Below are 19,548 nucleotides of genomic sequence, written 5' to 3' on the forward strand. Positions count from 1 at the left end.
TGCGGGGAGGCAGATGCCCTCATGCAACAGGTAACCGGGACAATGCCTTTTCATTCGCCGGCTCAGCGCCTGGCAGGAGTCTCTTATGTCTGCAACACGCCATGCCCGGGTGATCATCCTCGGTTCCGGCCCTGCCGGTTACAGCGCCGCCGTCTATGCCGCGCGGGCCAACCTCAAACCGCTGCTGATCACCGGCATGCAGGCTGGCGGCCAGTTGACCACCACCACCGAGGTCGACAACTGGCCGGGCGATGTCCATGGCCTGACCGGTCCGGCGTTGATGCAGCGCATGCAGGAACATGCCGAGCGTTTCGAGACCGAGATTGTCTACGACCACATCAATGCGGTGGATCTGGCCGGCAAACCCTTCACCCTGGTCGGCGACAGCGCCACCTACAGTTGCGATGCACTGATCATCGCCACCGGTGCCAGTGCCCGTTACCTCGGCTTGCCGAGCGAGGAGGCATTTATGGGCAAGGGCGTTTCGGCGTGCGCTACCTGCGATGGTTTTTTCTACCGCAACCGTGACGTCGCAGTGGTCGGCGGTGGCAATACGGCGGTGGAGGAGGCGCTGTACCTGGCCAATATCGCCAGCAAGGTGACTCTGGTGCATCGCCGCGAGACCTTCCGCGCCGAGAAGATCCTGCAGGACAAGCTGCAGGCGCGGGTCGCCGAAGGCAAGATCGTGTTCAAGCTCAATGCGCAGGTCGACGAAGTGCTGGGTGACAACATGGGCGTTACCGGCGTGCGGCTGAAGAACAATGACGGCAGCAGCGACGAGTTGCGGGTCGATGGCGTGTTCGTCGCCATCGGCCATACGCCCAACACCTCATTGTTCGACGGCCAGCTGGCCTTGAAGGACGGTTATCTGGTGGTCAACGGCGGTCGCGACGGCAATGCCACCGCCACCAGTGTGCCGGGCGTGTTCGCTGCCGGTGACGTCGCCGACCATGTCTACCGCCAGGCGATTACCTCGGCTGGTGCCGGCTGCATGGCGGCTCTGGATGTGGAGCGTTTCCTCGACGGTCAGTAAGGGCCGGGGTCAGTCCATGGCGGCGCACCCAGGCGCCGGGACGCGGGACTGCTGAAAGCCGGATTGGCCCATCCTGCATCCTCACTCCGGCCGATAGGCGCGTACGAACATCTCCACTGCGTCCTGCACATGCCGTTCGGCGTCTGCGCCTTGCTGGGGGCCGGCGCAGCCGATCAGCAGGCGGAAGTTGGCGCCACCCTTGAGCAGGCAGAAGAACTGATCGGCGGCGCTGTGCGCATCGGCGATGCGCAACTGGCCTGCCTGGTCGGCCTTGCTCAGCAGGCATTCCATCTCGCTGAGCAGGCGTTGCGGGCCGGCTTCGTAGAACATCTTCGACAGCTTCGGGTCCTGGCTGGCCAGAGCCACCATCACCCGATGCATTTCCACCGATTCGCGGCTGTTGATCAGGGTGTGGAAGCCGCGACCGATGTTCAGCAGCACGGTCTCGATCGGCACGCCTGGCGCCAGCTCGAAGAACAGCTCGGGCAACTGCTCCTCGCACTTGGCCTTCACCGCCGCGGAGAACAGCGTCTCCTTGTCGGTGAAGTGGCTGTACACCGTCAGTTTGGACACACCGGCTTCGGCGGCGATGGCGTCCATGCTGCTGCCGTCGTAGCCGCGGCGCAGGAACAGGGTTTTCGCCGCTTCCAGGATGGCCTGGCGCTTGACGAGATCTTTTGGGCGGCCCGGGCCGCTGGGTGGTAACAACTTGTTTGGCATTGGCTGCTTTTAATACTGGACTGGTGAGTTTGCTATTTTTACTATACCCGGCAGTACAAATATTCCAAACCTTCTCGAAAGGTCATCCATCATGTTTCGCCATGCCTTGTCCGTTGCTGTGCCCGCAAGTCTCATCGTTCTGCTCGCAGCCTGTGGCAATAGTGAGCCGGCCGCGCAGTCTATCCGCCCCGCCATGGTGGTGCAGCCGCAACCTGCGACCGAAATGATGGACGCCTATGCCGGAGAGGTGCGCGCGCGCCTGGAGCCAGAGCTGGCTTTCCGCATCGGTGGCAAGGTCGCCAAGCGCCTGGTCGAGGTAGGTGACCAGGTGAAGAAGGATCAACCGCTGGCCGAGCTGGACCCGCAGGATGTGCGCCTGCAGCTCGAGGCCATCCGCGCGCAGGTTGCCGCGGCCGAGGCCAATCTGCAGCTGGTAAAGGCCGAGCGTGATCGCTACAAGACCCTGCTGGGGCGCAACCTGGTCAGCCGTTCGCAATACGACAACGCGGAAAACCTCTACCGCTCGGGCATGGCGCGCCTCAAACAGGTCAGGGCCGAGTTCGAGGTGGCCAGCAATCAGGCCGGTTACGCCGTGTTGCGTGCCTCGCAGGATGGCGTGATCGCCCGGCGCATGGTCGAGGTCGGTCAGGTGGTGGCGGCGGGGCAGTCGGTATTCACCCTGGCCGTCGATGGCGAGCGTGAAGTCTCGATCAGCCTGCCCGAGCAAGCCTACGAGCGTCTCAAGGTCGGCCAGCCAGTGGCGGTCGAACTCTGGTCGCAGCCGGATCAACGCTTCCCCGGGCGGATACGCGAGATATCCCCGGCGGCCGATGCGCAGTCGCGCACCTTTGCCGCACGCGTGGCCTTCAGCGCAGGCGAGGTGCCGGCCGAGCTGGGCCAGAGTGCGCGGGTATTCATCGCCCACAACGGCGAAGTGCCGCTGTCGGTGCCGCTGTCGGCGTTGTCCGCGGAAAAAGGCCAACCCTACGTCTGGGTGGTCGACCCCGAGGACTCCAGGCTCAAGCGCACGCCTGTGCGCATCGGTGCCTATGCCGAGAACAGCGTGCCGGTGCTGGAGGGCCTGCAGGCCCAGGACTGGGTGGTCGCCGCCGGCGTGCAGGTGCTGCGCGAAGGCCAGCAGGTGCGCCCGGTCGACCGCGCTAATCGCACGGTCAATCTGGCCGCCAAGGAGTAGCCCCGATGGATTTCAACCTGTCCGCCTGGGCGCTGCGCAATCGTCAGATCGTGCTCTATATCATGTTGTTGCTGGCGGTGGTCGGCGGTATTTCCTATACCAAGCTGGGCCAGAGCGAAGACCCGCCGTTCACCTTCAAGGCCATGGTGGTGCGCACCAACTGGCCGGGCGCCAGCGCCGAGGAAATCGCCCGCCAGGTCACCGAGCGCATCGAAAAGAAGCTGATGGAGACCGGCGAGTACGAGCGGATCGTGTCCTTCTCGCGACCTGGCGAATCCATGGTGACGTTCGTCGCCCGCGACTCGATGCACTCCGAAGAGATTCCCGATCTCTGGTACCAGGTACGCAAGAAGGTCGGTGATATTCGCCACACCTTGCCCCCGGGTATTCAGGGGCCGTTCTTCAACGACGAGTTCGGCACCACCTTCGGCAATATCTATGCACTGACCGGCGCAGGTTTCGACTACGCGGTGCTCAAGGACTATGCCGACCGCGTGCAGCTGCAGCTGCAGCGAGTCAAGGATGTTGGCAAGGTCGACCTGATCGGTCTGCAGGACGAGAAGATCTGGATCGAATTGTCCAACACCAAACTGGCCACCCTCGGCCTGCCGCTGGGCGTGGTGCAACAGGCGCTGGAGGAACAGAACGCCGTGGCGGCGGCCGGCTTCTTCGAAACCATCTCGGACCGCGTGCGCCTGCGGGTCACCGGTAGTTTCGAGTCGGTCGAGGACATCCGCAACTTCCCGATCCGGGTGGCCGAGCGGACCTTCCGCATCGGCGATGTGGCCGAGGTCAAGCGCGGCTTCAACGACCCCCCCGCACCGCGCATGCGCTTCATGGGTGAAGACGCTATCGGCCTGGCCGTATCGATGAAGGCCGGCGGCGACATCCTGGTGCTGGGTGATGCCCTGGAAATCGACTTCGCCCGCCTGCAGGAAACCCTGCCGGCCGGCATGCAGCTGCGCAAGGTCTCGGATCAACCGGCGGCGGTGAAGGCCGGCGTCGGCGAGTTCATCCGCGTGCTCACCGAGGCGGTGATCATCGTCCTGCTGGTGAGCTTCTTCTCCCTTGGCCTGCGCACCGGTCTGGTGGTGGCGCTGTCGATTCCGCTGGTGCTGGCGATGACCTTCGCCGCCATGTACTACCTGGGGATCGGCCTGCACAAGATCTCCCTCGGCGCGCTGGTGTTGGCACTGGGGCTGATGGTCGACGACGCGATCATTGCCGTGGAAATGATGGCGATCAAGATGGAGCAGGGCTACGACCGCATCAAGGCGGCCAGCTATGCCTGGACCAGCACCGCCTTTCCGATGCTCACCGGTACCCTGATCACCGCCGCCGGCTTTCTGCCGATCGCCCTCGCGCAGTCCGGCACCGGCGAGTACACCCGCTCGATCTTCCAGGTGGTGACCATCGCCTTGCTGGTGTCATGGGTCGCCGCGGTGATGTTCGTGCCCTACCTGGGCGCCAAGCTGCTGCCGGACCTGGCCAAGCTGCACGCGGCCAAGCATGGCGGCAGCGCCGGGGGGCATGATCCCTACTCGACGCCGTTCTATCAGCGGGTGCGGCGTACCGTGCAGTGGTGCGTGCGTCGGCGCAAGACGGTGATCCTGCTGACCCTCGCTGTGTTCGTCGCCTCGATAGTGCTGTTCCGTTTCGTGCCGCAGCAGTTCTTCCCCGCTTCCGGGCGTCTGGAGCTGATGGTCGACCTCAAACTGGGCGAAGGCGCCTCGTTGAGCGCCACTGCAGAGCAGGTCACGCATCTCGAGCAACTGCTCAATGGCCACGAGGGCATCGACAATTATGTGGCCTATGTCGGCACGGGCTCGCCGCGCTTCTACCTGCCGCTCGACCAGCAACTGCCGGCTGCCAGTTTTGCCCAGTTCGTGGTGCTGGCGAAAAGCATCGAGGAGCGCGAAAAACTGCGCAGCTGGCTGATCACCACCCTGAGTGAAGAATTCCCGACCCTGCGTACGCGCGTTTCGCGCCTGGAGAACGGCCCGCCGGTCGGCTACCCGGTGCAGCTGCGAGTCTCCGGCGAGCATATCGACGAGGTTCGTGCCCTGGCCCGCGAGGTGGCGGACAAGGTGCGCGACAACCCGCATGTGGCCAACGTGCACCTGGACTGGCAAGAGCCGAGCAAGGTGGTGCGCCTGAATATCGATCAGGAGCGTGCACGTGCCCTGGGCATCAGCACCGCCGACCTGTCGCGCTTTCTGCGCAGCTCGCTGACTGGCTCGTCGGTGAGTCAGTACCGCGAAGGCAACGAGCTGATCGAGATTCTGCTGCGCGGCACCCTGAGCGAGCGCCAGCAACTCGGTCTCTTGCCTAGCCTGGCGATACCCACCGACAGCGGCACCAGCGTGCCCTTGTCGCAGATCGCCATCCTTGAATACGGGTTCGAGGAAGGGGTGATCTGGCACCGCAACCGCTTGCCGACCGTCACCGTGCGCGCCGACATCTACGGCAAAGAGCAGCCGGCCAGTCTGGTCAAACAGATCCTGCCCACCTTGGAGCCGATCCGCGCGGCGTTGCCCGATGGCTACCTGCTGGAAGTCGGCGGCACGGTCGAGGACTCGGCGCGCGGGCAGCAATCGGTGAATGCCGGGGTGCCGCTGTTTATCGTGGTGGTGCTGACCCTGCTGATGCTGCAGCTGAAAAGCTTCTCGCGCTCGGCCATGGTGTTCCTCACCGCGCCGCTGGGCCTGATCGGCGTGACCCTGTTCCTGCTGATATTCCGCCAGCCGTTCGGCTTCGTCGCCATGCTTGGCACCATCGCCCTGTCCGGCATGATCATGCGTAACTCGGTGATCCTGGTTGACCAGATCGAGCAGGACAGAAGCGCCGGCCTGGACAGTTGGAACGCCATCATCGAAGCCACGGTGCGCCGCTTCCGGCCGATAGTACTGACCGCCCTGGCGGCGGTGCTGGCGATGATCCCGCTGTCGCGCAGTGTGTTCTTCGGGCCGATGGCGGTGGCCATCATGGGTGGCCTGGTCGTCGCCACGGTGCTGACCCTGCTGTTCCTGCCGGCACTCTATGCCGCCTGGTTCCGGGTCAAGCAAGAGCCGGGGCCGACGGTTTAACCCGCCCGCTGAGCCGAGCAACGCCGTTCACTTGGCTCTGGTGAGCGGCGTTTTTTGTAGGGCCTATGTGGGTATGCAGGTTCTGCCAGGCCGAAGGGTCGACGCCGCCCCTTCAGTTAACCGGAAAAGCCGCCGAGTGCAGTGCACTCCGCCGGGCATTCGCCGACGGCGCTGGCGCTACAAATCCCTCTGTTAGCCCCGTTCCGCGGCGCGCCGAACCGATGCTGGCGGGCGCTGTCCGCCCACATCCCGGGCTCAAGCTGTTACCGTTGTTGCAGGCAGTTGCCGGCAGGCGTGGTCTTTTGCGCGTGAATCCGTTGCGTTGCAGGCCTGATTCCTGCGCTGGTTTGTCTTCTGCTGCTCATTGCATGGGTTGCACTAAATTGCATGAATTCAGGGAGACTTCGCATGTCATTGAAAAATACCGTCCACTTGATCGCCTATCCCAACCGCATCGGTTCGGATCTGGCTGACCTGGCCAATTTCGTCGAGCACAAGCTCGGTCGGGCGGTGGGCGGGGTGCATGTTCTGCCGCCCTTTCCGTCGAATGCCGACAGTGGTTTCTCGCCGCTGACGCACAAGCGCATTGACCCGGCGCTAGGCGATTGGGCAGACATCGAGCGCCTGACCGCGCACTATGACGTCTGTCTGGATCTGGTACTCAATCACCTGGCCGATGACTCGCCGGAGTTCCAGGACTACCTGCAAAAGGGCAAGGCCTCGGAGTGGGCCGAGATGTTCGTCGATGTCGACAGCCTGGGCGAGATCGGCCCGGACGATCTGGCGAAGATCCACATCCGCAAGGAAAAGGAACCCTTCCGCGAAATTACCTTTGCCGACGGCAGCAGCGGGCGGGTCTGGTGCACTTTCACCGAGCGTCAGATCGACCTCAACTACGACTCGCCGGTGACCTACCAGATGATGGCCGACACCATCACCTTTCTCGCCGAGCGCGGGGTCAAGCTGTTGCGTCTGGATGCCTTCGGCTACACCACCAAGAAGATCGGCACCAGCTGCTTCCTGGTCGAGCCGCAGGTGTGGCAAATCCTCGACTGGTTCAAGAACACGGCGGCGAGCAATGGCATAGAGATACTCCCCGAGGTACACGACCACCCGAGTTGGCAGTACGCCATCTCGGCGCGCGGCATGTGGTCCTATGCCTTCGCCCTGCCGCCCCTGCTGCTGTACACGCTGCTCGACGGCAACAGCCAGTACCTCAAGTCCTGGCTGCGCATGTGCCCGCACAACCAGATCACCGTGCTCGATACCCACGACGGCATCTGCATTCCGGATGTGGAGGAAATCCTTCCGCGCGAGCATATCGAGGCGCTGATCCAGAACGTCTCGGAACGCAGCGCCGACCCCATCCTGCGCCGTTCGGCCGCCAACGTGCACAGCGTCGGCGCGATCTACCAGCTCACCTGTACCTTCTTCGATGCCCTGCAGGGCAACGAGGACGCCTACATCGCCGCCCGGGCGATCCAGTTCTTTACCCCCGGCATTCCGCAGGTCTACTACGTCGGCTTGCTGGCGGGCCACAACGACACCGAGCTGCTGGAGGAAACCGGCGAGGCGCGGGAAATCAACCGCCACTACTATTCCCTGGACGAGGCCGAGCAGGCCTTGCAAGCGCCCGTGGTGCAGCGTCTGCTGAGCCTGATGGAGCTGCGCTCGACTCACCCGGCCTTCGCCGGCGAGTTCGAGCTGCACCAGTCGAACATGTCGAGTGTGTCGATGGGCTGGCGCGCCGGCGAGCATTGTTGCCACCTGTACGTCGACCTGAATTTCCGCACAGCCACCGTGACCTGCACGGGGTCGGAGGGCGGCGAGGAGACGACCTTCAGGTGCTGAACCGGGTATTGCCGCGTTTATGATTGGCGCTCGTGTACGGCATGGCTACGGAGTGCGCGCCCCAGGGACCGGCCTAAACGGGCTGGCCCTGGCCCGTTAAGCCTCTCGCCGCATCCATGCCGGCTCGCGCTCCCTTACACAACGATTCCACTACTCGCTGCGTTTCGGCCTCCTGATGGGGCGGTTGGCGTCGCCTGTGAGAAAAGCAAAGCAAACTGTAGGAGCGGCCCATGGCCGCGATGCTTTGGCTTCTCGCCTTCACCCAGCGCTTCCAATAAATGTTTTGTCTTTCCACAAAAAAGCCAGACCCCAAGGTCTGGCTTTTTCAGATCAACTCATCTCTTCCTACAACGCCCCAAACACCTTCTTCGCCAGACTGGTCGCCGCCCCGGCCGGATTCTGGCGAATGCTGGCTTCCTGCTCGGCGATCATCGCGAACAACCCGTCCAGCGCCTGTTCAGTGACGTAATTCTCGATACTGGCGCTCTTCGCGTCGACCACGCCGAAGCTCGCGGCCTGGCCGGCGAAGGCGTTGTATTGCTGGGCCAGGCCGACCTGGTCGGTGGCCTGTTTGACGATCGGCAGGAAGCGCGCGCGGATCTGTTCGCGACTGCTCTTGTTCAGGTACTGGGTGGCCGAATCCTGCGGGCCGGCGAGGATGCTCTTGGCGTCCTGCACGGTCATCTTCTTCACCGCATCCACCAGTAACGCCTGGGCCTGGGGTACGGCAGCTTCGGCGGCCTGGTTCATGCTGGTTTCCAGCTGCGTCACCTGGGCACCCATGCCCATCATCTTCATGGTTTTCGCCGCCTTGCCGAGGTTGCCCGGCAGTTCGATGCGTACGTCCGGGTTATTGCTGAAGCCGCCGGGCGCGCCCAACTGCTTGACCGCCACCTGTGCGCCCTGGATCAAGGCGTCCTTGAGCCCGCCGCTGGCGTCCTGTTGGGTCAGGTCGGCGAGCGACAGGGCGAAAGCGCTGGCAGACAAGGCCAGGCCGGCAACGAGTGCAGTGATGCGACGCATGGGGCGATCCTTCCTGTGGTGAGTTAGACAGCAAGCTTAGCGGAGCAGGGCGCTGGCGCCCAATAGCGCCAGGGTTGTCGGGAACATTCAGCGGATGACGCTGGGGCTTATCCGGGCTCCGGGATCGTCCTCGCACCAACCCGCGCGGGCCGCGCCAGCGCGCCCAGCGGTATCCATGAACCTCGGCTGAAACGTCGACAGTGGCAATATCGAGGTGCTCGACGCTTGCACCCTGCCGCGGGTGCTGCTGGCGATGCGGCCCTATCTCAACAGCTATCACTTCCAGGGGTTCCACTTCAGGGGCGGCGGTTTGACCCCGGGCCAGCGCTACGGCTTCAGCCTGCTCAACGCCGACGATCCGCCTGCAGCCGCGCACGCGACTGGTCTGAGTCGCGGACTTGAGGCGAACACGCGGCGTCAGGCCCAGTGCGCGATGAGCGCTGCGACATACAGTGCGGTTGCCAGGAGGATGCCGCGGTAAGGCACGCTGAACCAGTAGCGTTTGCCGAGAAAGGTGTAGCCGCACAGCAGCAGGAGCCCAACGCTGAGGAGGTAGGGTGAGGCAAACAACATGGCGCCATGCGCGAGGGCAAGGTATGCGTAGACGCAACCGTATAGAAGAGCACCGAAGCTATGGCTGGCATTGAAGCCAACCCAAGCCTTCCACATGCTTGTTTCGCGGGTGATCTTCGGTGAAATCTCACGCATGCGGGCCAGCAGCGTCTGGTCTCGCGGCTGCAACTTGGTCCCGACGAAGGTGAACAGCAGATGCAGGGCGCCAAGGGCGAAGATGACCAGCGCGCTCGCGGCAACCAGATACTGTGCCGGGTTAAAAGCTATTGATGACAAGGCAACTCCCCAAAAGACTATTCAGCTGTTTACCTGAGCGGCTGTAAGAAACTGCAGGCTGGTATAGCCCGCTCGATGGAGTAAATGGGTTGTTCACTATGAGCAGGCCTGCCAATCGCCTGGACACTGGTTAGCGGTCACCGCGGGCACTACTCAATGATCAGGGACTCGATCCAGCGCACGCCCGGAGCAATCTCGTCGCGCTGCTCCGGTTGGTAGGGCGGCTGCTCGGGGGTGTCTGACGGCGCGCTGATGTAGTTGAGATCGATCGCTTGCGGCCTGCCCCGCAGCCCTTGTTCTGTCGGCTCCAGTTGGAAGTACAAACCGTTCCACAGCTTGGCGCCGAAATCGGTCGGCAACTGGTACAGGAACAGCAGGTTGTGCTCCAGCCATGCCAGGTCATCGGCAGTAATGGTGCGGGGCTGCGCGTGCGGGTAGGGCACATGGCAGACGACTTCGCCCGGACCGTCGAGGCATTTGAACTCCTTCATCGACAGGAAGTGATCGGTGAAGCGCGAGGGCTCCAGGCTGACGGTGAAAGCCACGGTCCCATCACCCCGCGGCTCGAAGCGCACGCTGCCAAGGGTGATCCGCTGATTGTCGCGGGTGGTGGCGGTGATGCTCTTTATGCCCTGCAACTCCCACGCCTGGGCGTCGGCTATGGGGACGGCAAGCAGGCACGCGAGCACGAGCGAGGTCGGTGTGAGCAGTGATCGTCTCCGTGTCATAAGTACCTCGGCCACACCAGCGGCTGCAATATGCCTGCAGCAGAGCGCAGACGGCCGCATTTCAACCGCGACGCGTCCTGCTTATGCAGCATAGCGCCCGTGCTGTCGGCTGCAAACGCTGGAGCGCCTTGTGGGTTCTTTGCGCCGTAACAGCAGAGGCGTACCCCGATTAAAGAAGCGAAATGGCTGTTGTCGCGCCCCCAGGTTCAGGTGACCGATAGCAGTTGTCTCAACCCCTACCGCCCCGCCAGCAAGAACGGATTAGCACGCGGCATCCCTTCCCTTGAAGCACGAGTTTTGATGCCTGAACGGGCTGTCCAAGCGATTTATTGGCCATTGTCTTGCGATGTTTTTCTTCTAAGTCAAACCGTTACGTGGGTCCGATCCTGCGGCCCCTGCGGTGTCGCCGGCTTGCCACCGAGCGGCTGATGCCCTGCACAGGTCGACGGCCTTGGCGTGTGCATTCTGCCGATGAATTTCTCGGGCGAGTCGAGTTGCGCCTGCCTTGTATGGCGGAGGGGGCTGCGACGCATAGCCGCGGCGGCCACCAGGCTTTCATTGCCCTGGATCAATAGTCGAATGACATGCTGCGAGACAATTCATATACCCCCACGAGTATCTGCCATGGCCGCTCACTTCGACTTCTTGCGTCACCGACTGGTGAAAGAGATCAGCCTGATCCTGGTGATCAAGCTGGTTCTGCTGATGGGCATCAAGACGCTCTGGTTCGATGCGCCGACCGTGCCCAGGGATGGCAGCGCGAAGACCGGTCAGCACCTGTTGGGCAGCTCAACCGCATCCACCCCCGCCGAGGAGAAACCGAGATGATCTCGGAAACCGTTGTCGACCTGTCGCGGCTGCAATTCGCCATGACAGCCTTGTATCACTTTCTATTCGTGCCGCTGACCCTGGGCCTGGCGTTTCTCCTGGCGATCATGGAGTCGGTCTATGTGATGACCGGCAAACAGGTCTACAAGGACATGACCCAGTTCTGGGGCAAGCTGTTCGGCATCAACTTCGCCCTTGGCGTCACCACCGGGCTGACCATGGAGTTCCAGTTCGGTACCAACTGGGCCTACTACAGCCACTACGTCGGTGACATCTTTGGCGCACCGCTGGCGATCGAGGGGTTGATGGCGTTCTTCCTCGAGTCGACCTTCATCGGCCTGTTCTTCTTCGGCTGGGACCGCCTGAGCAAGGTGCAGCACCTGGGGGTGACCTGGCTGGTGGCGATCGGCTCGAACATGTCGGCGCTGTGGATTCTGATCGCCAATGGCTGGATGCAGAACCCGGTGGGTGCCGAGTTCAATTTCGAAACCATGCGCATGGAGCTGACCAGCTTCAGCGCGCTGCTGTTCAACCCGGTGGCCCAGGTCAAGTTCGTGCATACCGTGGCGGCCGGCTACGTCACCGGCTCGATCTTCGTCCTGGCGATCTCCAGCTGGTACCTGCTCAAGCGCCGTGACCTCGGTTTCGCCCGGCGTTCCTTTGCCATCGCCTCGGCCTTCGGCCTGGCGTCGATCCTCTCGGTGATCGTGCTGGGTGACGAATCCGGCTACGAGATCGGCGACGTGCAGAAAACCAAGCTGGCGGCCATTGAGGCCGAGTGGGAGACCGAGGCGGCGCCGGCGGCCTTCACCCTGTTCGGCCTGCCCAACCAGGCCGAGCAGCGCACCGACTATGCAGTGAAGATTCCCTATGCCATGGGCATCATCGCCACCCGCTCGCTGGACCAGCAGGTCACCGGGATCAAGGATCTGGTGGCCCAGCACGAGCTGCGCATCCGCAATGGCATGCTCGCCTACGGCCTGCTCAGCCAGTTGCGCGCTGGCGACAAGAGTGCGGCCAACATCGCCGCGTTCAACGCGGTGAAACAGGATCTCGGCTACGGCCTGCTGCTGAAGAAGTACAGCGAGACCGTGGTGGATGCCAGCGAGGCGCAGATCAAGCAGGCGGCCCTGGACACCATCCCCGATGTCGCCTCGCTGTTCTGGACCTTCCGCATCATGGTGCTCAGCGGCTTCCTCATGCTGGGCCTGTTCGTCTGCGCCTTCTGGGCTTCGGCGCGCAAGAACGAGGAGAGCAAACCCTGGCTGCTCAAGTGGGCCTTGTGGAGCCTGCCGCTGCCCTGGTTCGCCGCACAGACCGGCTGGTACGTGGCCGAGCATGGCCGCCAGCCCTGGTCTATCGGTGAAGTGTTGCCGACCCACCTGTCCACCTCCAGCGTTTCGGAAGGCGATGTCTGGGGCTCGCTGATCGCCCTGGCCGCCTTCTACAGCGTGCTGCTGGTGATCGAGATGTACCTGATGATCAAGTTCGCCCGGCTCGGCCCGAGCAGTCTGCATACCGGGCGTTACCACTTCGAACGGGCGCCGGCAGCGGCACCTGGCGCGCAACCGGCTCTGGCCTGAGGAGAACAGCATGTTCGATTATGAGAGTCTCAAGCTGATCTGGTGGGTGCTGGTCGGCGTGTTGCTGATCGGCTTCGCCCTGACCGATGGTTTCGACCTCGGCGCCGCCGCGCTGCTGCTCTTCGTCGGCCGCAGCGATAACGAACGGCGGGTGGTGATCAATACCATCGCGCCGCACTGGGACGGCAACCAGGTCTGGCTGATCACCGCCGGCGGCGCGCTGTTCGCCGCCTGGCCGCTGGTCTATGCGGCGGCCTTCTCCGGCTTCTACTGGGCGCTGCTGCTGGTGCTGTTCGCCCTGTTCGTGCGCCCGGTGGGCTTCGACTACCGCAGCAAGCTGGAAAACACCCGCTGGCGGCAAAGCTGGGACTGGGGCCTGTTCGTCGGCGGGGTGGTGCCCTCGCTGGTGTTCGGCGTGGCCTTCGGCAACCTGCTGCTGGGCGTGCCCTTCCAGTTCGACGACAGTCTGCGCTCCAGCTACCAGGGCGGCCTGTGGCAACTGCTCAACCCCTTCGGCCTGCTCGCCGGGGTGGTCAGCCTGAGCATGCTCGGCCTGCACGGCGGCACCTGGCTGATGATGCGCACCGAGGGCGTCATCGCCCAGCGTGCGCGGCAGGCGGCGCGGCTGCTGGCGCTGGTGTTCCTGGCCAGTTTCATCGGTGCGGGCCTGTGGCTGTGGCTGGGCAATATCAACGGCCTGGTCATCAGCTCCAGCTTCGATCCGGCTGCGGCGCTCAACCCGCTGGGCAAGACCGTCGTGCAGGACAATCCCGGCTGGCTGGCCAACTACGGCCACTATCCGCTGAGCAAGATCGCCCCGCTGCTGGGCATCCTCGGCGCGGCCCTGGCCTTCGCCGGTGCCAGCGCGCGGCAGGGCGGCATCGCCTTTCTCGGCAGCAGCCTGGCCATCGTCGGCGCCCTCTGTACCGCCGGCTTCGCCCTGTTTCCCTTCGTCATGCCGTCGAGCCTGGATCCGGCCTCCAGCCTCACCGTATGGGACGCCGTGTCGAGCAAGATGACCCTCGGCATCATGCTGGTCGCCGCCGCCATCTTCGTGCCGCTGATCCTCTGCTACACGCTGTGGTGCTACGCCAAGATGTGGGGCAAGGTCACCACCGCGCAAATCCAAGACAACCCGCACGGGCTTTATTGAGGAGCACGACCATGTGGTACTTCACCTGGATACTCGGCGTATTACTCGCCTGCAGTTTCGGCATCATCAACGCCCTGTGGCTGGAGACCACCCAGAGCCTCGACGAGGAAATTCTGGGTGACGACTGAAGCCCGCCCCTGGCTCAGGCATGGCGGCAGCCGGGCGTTGTCCCTGCTGCTGGCCATACCGCTGAGCCTGGTACTGCTGATTCACCCGGCGGCCATGCTCGATGCCGACGGGCACTACAGCCACGGCCTGCTGATGCTGGCGATGTGGGGCGTGGCCAACGGCTTTATCCACGGCGTCGGTTTCGATCCGCGGGCCTGGTTCTGGCAACTGCTGTTTCACCCGCTGCTGGGCTGGCTGCTGATGGGCCTGGGCTATCTGCTGCTGTATCGCGCCCGGATGATCTGAGAGGTTGCTAAGGTTTGGCCGAGTCAGATGTCGCTTCTGGCATTTCATCCGGCGGGCAGACCTGCGATTCTTGCGGGCAAAGGTGCGGCGCACCATCAGGCTCGCGAGGTATCCATGAACATCGACTGCAACTTCGACAGCGGCAATATCGAGGTGCTCGACGCCAGCAACCCGCAGCAGGTGCTGCTGGCCATGCGCCCCGATCTCAACAGCTATCACTTCCAGTGGTTCCACTTCAAAGTCGACGGCCTGACCCCAGGCCAGCGCTACGGCTTCAGCCTGACCAACGCCGGCGAGTCCGCCTACAGCCATGCCTGGAGCGGCTACAACGCCGTTGCCTCTTACGACCATAGCAACTGGTTTCGCGTGCCCAGCCGGTTCGAGGGTGGCGCGCTCAGCTTCGCCATCGAACCGAGCGAGTCCCAGGTCTGGTTCGCCTACTTCGAGCCCTACAGCCGTGCGCGCCATGACTGGCTGATCGAGCAGGCGCTGAACCAGGCCGGTGCCGAGCTGTTCGCCACGGGTAAAAGCATCGAGGGCCGCGACATCCAGTTGCTGCGCGTCAGCCGCAACCCGCAGGCTCAGCGCAAGATCTGGATCATCGCCCAGCAGCACCCCGGCGAGCACATGGCCGAATGGTTCATGGAAGGGCTGATCGAGCGCCTGCAACAGCGCGACGACGCCGAACTGGATGCCCTGCTGCAACAGGCCGACCTCTACCTGGTGCCGAACATGAACCCGGATGGCGCCTTGCGTGGCCACCTGCGCACCAACGCCGCCGGCAAAGACCTCAACCGCGCCTGGCAAGCGGCCAGCGCGAGCGAGACGCCCGAGGTGTACTTCGTCCAGCAGCAGATGCGCCAGATCGGCGTCGACCTGTTCCTCGACATCCACGGCGACGAGGAAATTCCCCATGTGTTCACCGCCGGCTGCGAAGGCAACCCCGGCTACAGCCCGCGCCTGGAACAACTCGAAGAAGAATTCCGCAGCCGCCTGCTGGCGCTCGGCGCCGAGTTCCAGACTGCATTCGGCTACAAGCGCGACGAACCCGGCCAGGCCAACACCACCCTGGCGTGCAACGCGGTCGGCATGGAGTTCGACTGCCTGTCCTTCACCATCGAAATGCCCTTCAAGGATCACGACGACAACCCCGATCCGCTCACCGGCTGGAGCGGCAAACGCTCGATGCGGTTGGGTCAGGATGTGTTGAGTGTGGCAGCGGCGATGGTGGGTGGGTTGCGCTAGCAGGCCCGTTCGATGGACCGGATGGATTGCCGGTCGCCACGGGCACTACTCGATGCTCAGGGACTCGATCCAGCGCACGCCCGGAGCAATCTCGTCGCGTTGCTCCGGTTGGTAGGGCGGCTGCTCGGGGGGGGGGCTGACGGCGCGCTGATGTAGTTGAGATCGATCGCTTGCGGCCTGCCCCGCAGCCCTTGTTCTGTCGGCTCCAGTTGGACGTACAAACCGTTCCACAGCTTGGCGCCGAAATCGGTCGGCAACTGGTACAGAAACAGCAGGTTGTGCTCCAGCCACGCCAGGTCATCGGCAGTAATGGTGCCGGGCTGCGCGTGCGGGTAGGGCACATGGCAGACGACTTCGCCCGGACCGTCGAGGCATTTGAACTCCTTCATCGACAGGAAGTGATCGGTGAAGCGCGAGGGCTCCAGGCTGACGGTGAACGCCACGCTTCCATCACCCCGCGGCTCGAAGCGCACGCTGCCCACGGTGATTCGCTAGTAGTCGCTGGTTGTCGCGGTGATGCTCTTTACACCCTGCAACTCCCACGCCGAGGCGTTGGCGGTGGGAGCGGCAAGCAGGCCGATGAGCATGAGCGAACTCAGCCTGGTGAATGGGCGTCGCCGTGGCATGAGGATTCCTCGATCTGTCTCTCGGCAGCAATAGGTTGGCTGCAGAGCGCCGGCGTCGTCGGCTGCAGCTGCGGGTCAGGAGGGGAGGCCGGCTAGATGATTCTCAGACCACCAATAAAGCGCTGTCGCGCTACTTGGCTGTTACCGCTTCGGCCAGGCCGCTCAGGGCTTTACCAGTGCTCTCGATCGCGGGGCACTGAGCAGTTGCATGACGCTGACCTAGGTAGGTCGGATCGTTGTAACCAAGCCAGACCTGAGCGTTGGCGTCTTCCCAGAACAGTGCCTTCAGCGGCAGGTCGATTGCGACCGTTTGGGAGCACTCTATGAATGGCGTACCAGCCGTTGGGCTGCCGAAGATGAGCAGCTCTGTTGGTCGAAGCGACTTGCCAACCCTCGCGGCGCCCGCAGCGTGATCGATGCGCGCGAAAACGGTCAGGCCGCGCTGCTTGGCGAGCGCCTCAAATTTGTCGGCAGTGGCTTTAACTGAATACGGGCTCTTGACTTGGATCAGACCGTCCGCTGCAGCGCAGAGTGTCGAGATGCTCGCGAACAGTACGGCGGCGACTATCTGCAAAACTTTCATGATCGAAATTCCTTGGCGAAATACACAGCGTTCAGTATGGCGCCCACGCTGGCCAAGGGGCGAGCTTTCGGCCAATTTCAACTCGCCCGAACGCATGGCCGCACTTCAGCGCTGAGCTACGCAGACGGCTTCATGCATTGGTCACAACCAGGCGTTTGGCCAACAAGCGGGTACGGATCTGCTGTAAGCGATCCACGAACCACATCTTTCAATAAACGCGGTTGATGCTTACTGTGGCATCGCTGGCGTGCAGTGCCACGACAGCAGCGCTTCGTAGTCTTCGACGCTATTGGCCTGGGATGGTCATCCTCCCTGAAATCAGCGCCGCGATAGTGCCAAGCGAATCATCGACCCGACCATGACTGCTGCCAGACACCCTTTGAAGATGGCGTATTGCGCAGGGGTGAGTTCCGTAATGTTGCTGACGCTTAGCGCCATTAAGGTCGGCGGAACAAAGACCACCATGCCAACCAGACCAAATATGATTGCAATGCCGAGCGGCAAATGCGCGAACCGTTGCAGTTGGTGGTGCAGTCAGCGACCGTTGTCCCATGTAGCAGAAATATTTCCCAGCCGCGCCTTGCGGCGAAAGGTCGGGACAACGATCAAGGCGACGAGAGCAGCATGATGAATGCGGTAGCCATTAAATCAGTGCCAAAGCCTTCGCTGCCCCACAGCAAAAAGCACCGGTTTGGCCTTGAACAAATACCACGCCAAGCCGCCGTTGATTGTGGCGTTCACTAAGTTTCGACGCGTATTACGTGCGCAATATCACTGCTCATATATCTACCTTGCGTGTTTTCAGTTTTTCCTGGCGTTGGCGGCATCGTGCTGCGCGCGCAGTTCGCGCTTGAGAACTTTTCCGGTGGCAGTCATCGGCAGGGCATCGACAATTTCAACGATACGCGGGTATTTGTAACCAGCAATGCGCTCCTTGCACCATTCGATGATTGCCTCGGGGGTCGTCGTTTGCCCTGATTTCAAGATAAGGACCGCCATTATTTCTTCACCATGGATTTCATGAGGAATACCAATTACCGCGACCTGTGCCACCGTTGGATGTGCACTTAGCACTTCTTCCAGTTCGCGCGGATACACATTGAAACCACCTCGAATGATCATGTCCTTAACGCGGTCTACAATGTAGATATTGCCATCGGCATCCAGTTTTCCGATGTCACCGGTATAGAACCAGCCGTTGCGAATCGCTTCAGCGGTTGCCTCCGGACGGTTGTAATAGCCCTTCATGACATTGTGACCGCGAATCGTAATTTCCCCGCGCTCACCATTCGCGACTTCCGCGCCGGACTCATCCACCAGGCGCACTTCGCAACCCAGTGACGCCTTGCCAACACTGCCGGCAATGCGTACGCCGTTCGGATCGGTAAAGGTCGCAGACGGGCTGGTTTCCGATAGGCCATAGCCTTCCAGAATCATGATTCCGAACTTGGCTTCAAACTTTTTCATCACCTCCACAGGCATCGCGGCGCCCCCGGATATGCCGAGGCGAAGATGAGTGGCGATCATGGTCAAGTCATATTTTTCCGCAGCGCCCGGCAAGTTCAGCAGTGCAATGAACATGGTCGGTACGCCGGCGAAGATTGTGACGTTATGTTCCTGCATTGCCTTGAATGCCGCATCGGGATCGAAGCGAGCCAGCAGAACCATGCTGGCGCCGGCCTGTACCGTCGAATTCATCTGCAGCACTTGACCAAACGAATGGAACAGCGGGAGCGTAATCAATTGCACGTCGGTACTGTCGATCTTGGCCAGTTGATTGGCCACCGTCATATTCATCGCAATGTTGGACTGACTGAGTTCGGCACCCTTTGGTTTGCCAGTGGTACCCGAGGTATAGAGAATGACGGCAGTATCGGTTTCAGCGGTGAGTTCATAATCGCTCACCGGCGATTGGCCAGCCATCAGGCTACCCAGGGTGGTGGCACCATCAATAGCCGATGGCTTGGCCGGATCTGTCGTGATGACGAAAAAATTGGCGCAGGTTCCTGCTTCCTTGAAACCCTTGAGACCTTCACTGCCGAGCGGTAGCTCGGGGCTACCCTCGAAGCAGAAAAATGCCTTGGCTTCCGAATCCTTCAGGTGATACGCGATTTCGGATCCCTTGAGCAGGATATTGATCGGTACCACCACTGCTCCGAGCTTGAGAATCGCGTAGTAGATCATCGGAAAATACGGCAGGTTAGGGCAGGCCAATACCACCTTGTCACCCTTGGCTACCCCCCTTGTGCGCAGACCATTGGCGATCTGATTGACCGCCGCGTTCAATTGCCCATAGGTGATCGTCTGGGCCATGAAATGGATCGCGATCTTGTTAGGAAAATAGCAAGCTGTGCGTTGGAGATTGGCGGCGATATTCAGCATCACGAAACCCTTTATTGAAAACGGTTGATAGTGAAATGTATCAGTGCGTTCTAAACGAAAAATTTATCCAGCCCTTCATCACGAACATCTATCGTAGACCTGCACTTTATTCGCCGAACAGTGTTGCGGCGGTTCTACGAAGTTCATCAAGAAAATCGAATTGCCATGCGCGCCGATCTTGGGTAAGAGTGAGCCGAGTTGCGCCTCTCGAGACGTTTAATACCTGTACTGCCAGCAGGTGCGCTGACG

The 19,548-nt window shown here is 62.1% G+C and carries 17 protein-coding genes and 1 pseudogene; 11 read left to right on the forward strand and 7 right to left on the reverse strand.

What is annotated here, in order from left to right; all coding sequences use genetic code 11:
• The first annotated feature begins 85 nt into the window (after positions 1–85).
• Entirely contained in the window at positions 86–1,033 is a 948-nt protein-coding gene (gene trxB / locus R3355_RS11795; RefSeq protein ID WP_318961347.1) for a thioredoxin-disulfide reductase, read from the forward strand.
• Between the two features lie 81 nt (positions 1,034–1,114).
• Here trxB and R3355_RS11800 read toward each other — a convergent pair whose 3' ends face one another.
• Complete coding sequence (locus R3355_RS11800) at positions 1,115–1,753, reverse strand: TetR/AcrR family transcriptional regulator (RefSeq protein ID WP_318961348.1); 639 nt, start codon at positions 1,751–1,753, stop codon at positions 1,115–1,117.
• Between the two features lie 91 nt (positions 1,754–1,844).
• Between R3355_RS11800 and R3355_RS11805 the strand changes: the two genes are divergently transcribed.
• From R3355_RS11805 to gtfA, 3 genes are all read left to right on the forward strand, one after another.
• Positions 1,845–2,948: an efflux RND transporter periplasmic adaptor subunit gene (locus tag R3355_RS11805; protein WP_318961349.1), complete on the forward strand. Its 1,104-nt coding sequence runs from the start codon at positions 1,845–1,847 to the stop codon at positions 2,946–2,948.
• Between the two features lie 5 nt (positions 2,949–2,953).
• Positions 2,954–6,034: an efflux RND transporter permease subunit gene (locus tag R3355_RS11810; RefSeq protein ID WP_318961350.1), complete on the forward strand. Its 3,081-nt coding sequence runs from the start codon at positions 2,954–2,956 to the stop codon at positions 6,032–6,034.
• Positions 6,035–6,442: 408 nt separating this feature from the next.
• A complete protein-coding gene (gtfA, locus tag R3355_RS11815) occupies positions 6,443–7,885 on the forward strand; it encodes a sucrose phosphorylase (RefSeq protein WP_318961351.1) in 1,443 nt (480 codons plus the stop codon).
• A 345-nt stretch (positions 7,886–8,230) separates the two neighbouring features.
• Here the strand turns inward: gtfA and R3355_RS11820 are convergent, their stop codons facing one another.
• Positions 8,231–8,908, reverse strand: a complete 678-nt coding sequence (locus R3355_RS11820; RefSeq protein WP_318948694.1) for a DUF4197 domain-containing protein — start codon at positions 8,906–8,908, stop codon at positions 8,231–8,233.
• Between the two features lie 202 nt (positions 8,909–9,110).
• On the opposite strand from R3355_RS11820, the pseudogene R3355_RS11825 reads away from it, so the two are divergent.
• Positions 9,111–9,389: pseudogene (locus R3355_RS11825) on the forward strand (hypothetical protein); the annotation flags it as partial.
• Here R3355_RS11825 and R3355_RS11830 read toward each other — a convergent pair.
• Complete coding sequence (locus tag R3355_RS11830; protein ID WP_318961352.1) at positions 9,326–9,757, reverse strand: LIC_13387 family protein; 432 nt, start codon at positions 9,755–9,757, stop codon at positions 9,326–9,328. The pseudogene R3355_RS11825 and the gene R3355_RS11830 sit on opposite strands and share 64 nt — an antisense overlap.
• Positions 9,758–9,906: 149 nt before the next feature.
• On the reverse strand, positions 9,907–10,485 hold the full coding sequence (locus R3355_RS11835; protein WP_318961353.1) for a hypothetical protein: 579 nt from the start codon (positions 10,483–10,485) through the stop codon (positions 9,907–9,909).
• A gap of 624 nt (positions 10,486–11,109) precedes the next feature.
• Between R3355_RS11835 and cydP the strand changes: the two genes are divergently transcribed.
• From cydP to R3355_RS11865, 6 genes are all read left to right on the forward strand, one after another.
• On the forward strand, positions 11,110–11,313 hold the full coding sequence (gene cydP, locus R3355_RS11840) for a cytochrome oxidase putative small subunit CydP (protein WP_318961354.1): 204 nt from the start codon (positions 11,110–11,112) through the stop codon (positions 11,311–11,313).
• A complete protein-coding gene (locus R3355_RS11845; RefSeq protein WP_318961355.1) occupies positions 11,310–12,896 on the forward strand; it encodes a cytochrome ubiquinol oxidase subunit I in 1,587 nt (528 codons plus the stop codon). The genes cydP and R3355_RS11845 overlap by 4 nt, the downstream gene beginning before the upstream one ends.
• 10 nt (positions 12,897–12,906) lie before the next feature.
• Complete coding sequence (cydB, locus tag R3355_RS11850; RefSeq protein ID WP_318961356.1) at positions 12,907–14,049, forward strand: cytochrome d ubiquinol oxidase subunit II; 1,143 nt, start codon at positions 12,907–12,909, stop codon at positions 14,047–14,049.
• Between the two features lie 11 nt (positions 14,050–14,060).
• The gene (cydX, locus tag R3355_RS11855) at positions 14,061–14,177 is read left to right on the forward strand and encodes a cytochrome bd-I oxidase subunit CydX (protein WP_318961357.1); all 117 of its coding nucleotides are present in this window, start codon (positions 14,061–14,063) and stop codon (positions 14,175–14,177) included.
• Complete coding sequence (locus R3355_RS11860; RefSeq protein ID WP_318961358.1) at positions 14,167–14,463, forward strand: cyd operon YbgE family protein; 297 nt, start codon at positions 14,167–14,169, stop codon at positions 14,461–14,463. The genes cydX and R3355_RS11860 overlap by 11 nt, the downstream gene beginning before the upstream one ends.
• Positions 14,464–14,577: 114 nt before the next feature.
• Positions 14,578–15,708, forward strand: a complete 1,131-nt coding sequence (locus R3355_RS11865; protein ID WP_318961359.1) for a M14-type cytosolic carboxypeptidase — start codon at positions 14,578–14,580, stop codon at positions 15,706–15,708.
• Between the two features lie 56 nt (positions 15,709–15,764).
• Here R3355_RS11865 and R3355_RS11870 read toward each other — a convergent pair whose 3' ends face one another.
• The 3 genes from R3355_RS11870 to R3355_RS11880 form a co-directional block, all read right to left on the reverse strand.
• Positions 15,765–16,151: a hypothetical protein gene (locus tag R3355_RS11870; protein WP_318961360.1), complete on the reverse strand. Its 387-nt coding sequence runs from the start codon at positions 16,149–16,151 to the stop codon at positions 15,765–15,767.
• Positions 16,152–16,464: 313 nt separating this feature from the next.
• Complete coding sequence (locus R3355_RS11875; RefSeq protein WP_318961361.1) at positions 16,465–16,917, reverse strand: DUF302 domain-containing protein; 453 nt, start codon at positions 16,915–16,917, stop codon at positions 16,465–16,467.
• A gap of 801 nt (positions 16,918–17,718) precedes the next feature.
• On the reverse strand, positions 17,719–19,299 hold the full coding sequence (locus tag R3355_RS11880; RefSeq protein ID WP_318961362.1) for a long-chain fatty acid--CoA ligase: 1,581 nt from the start codon (positions 19,297–19,299) through the stop codon (positions 17,719–17,721).
• Positions 19,300–19,548: the final 249 nt, after the last annotated feature.

The organism is Pseudomonas sp. (genome assembly GCF_033723075.1).
GTDB lineage: Bacteria > Pseudomonadota > Gammaproteobacteria > Pseudomonadales > Pseudomonadaceae > Aquipseudomonas.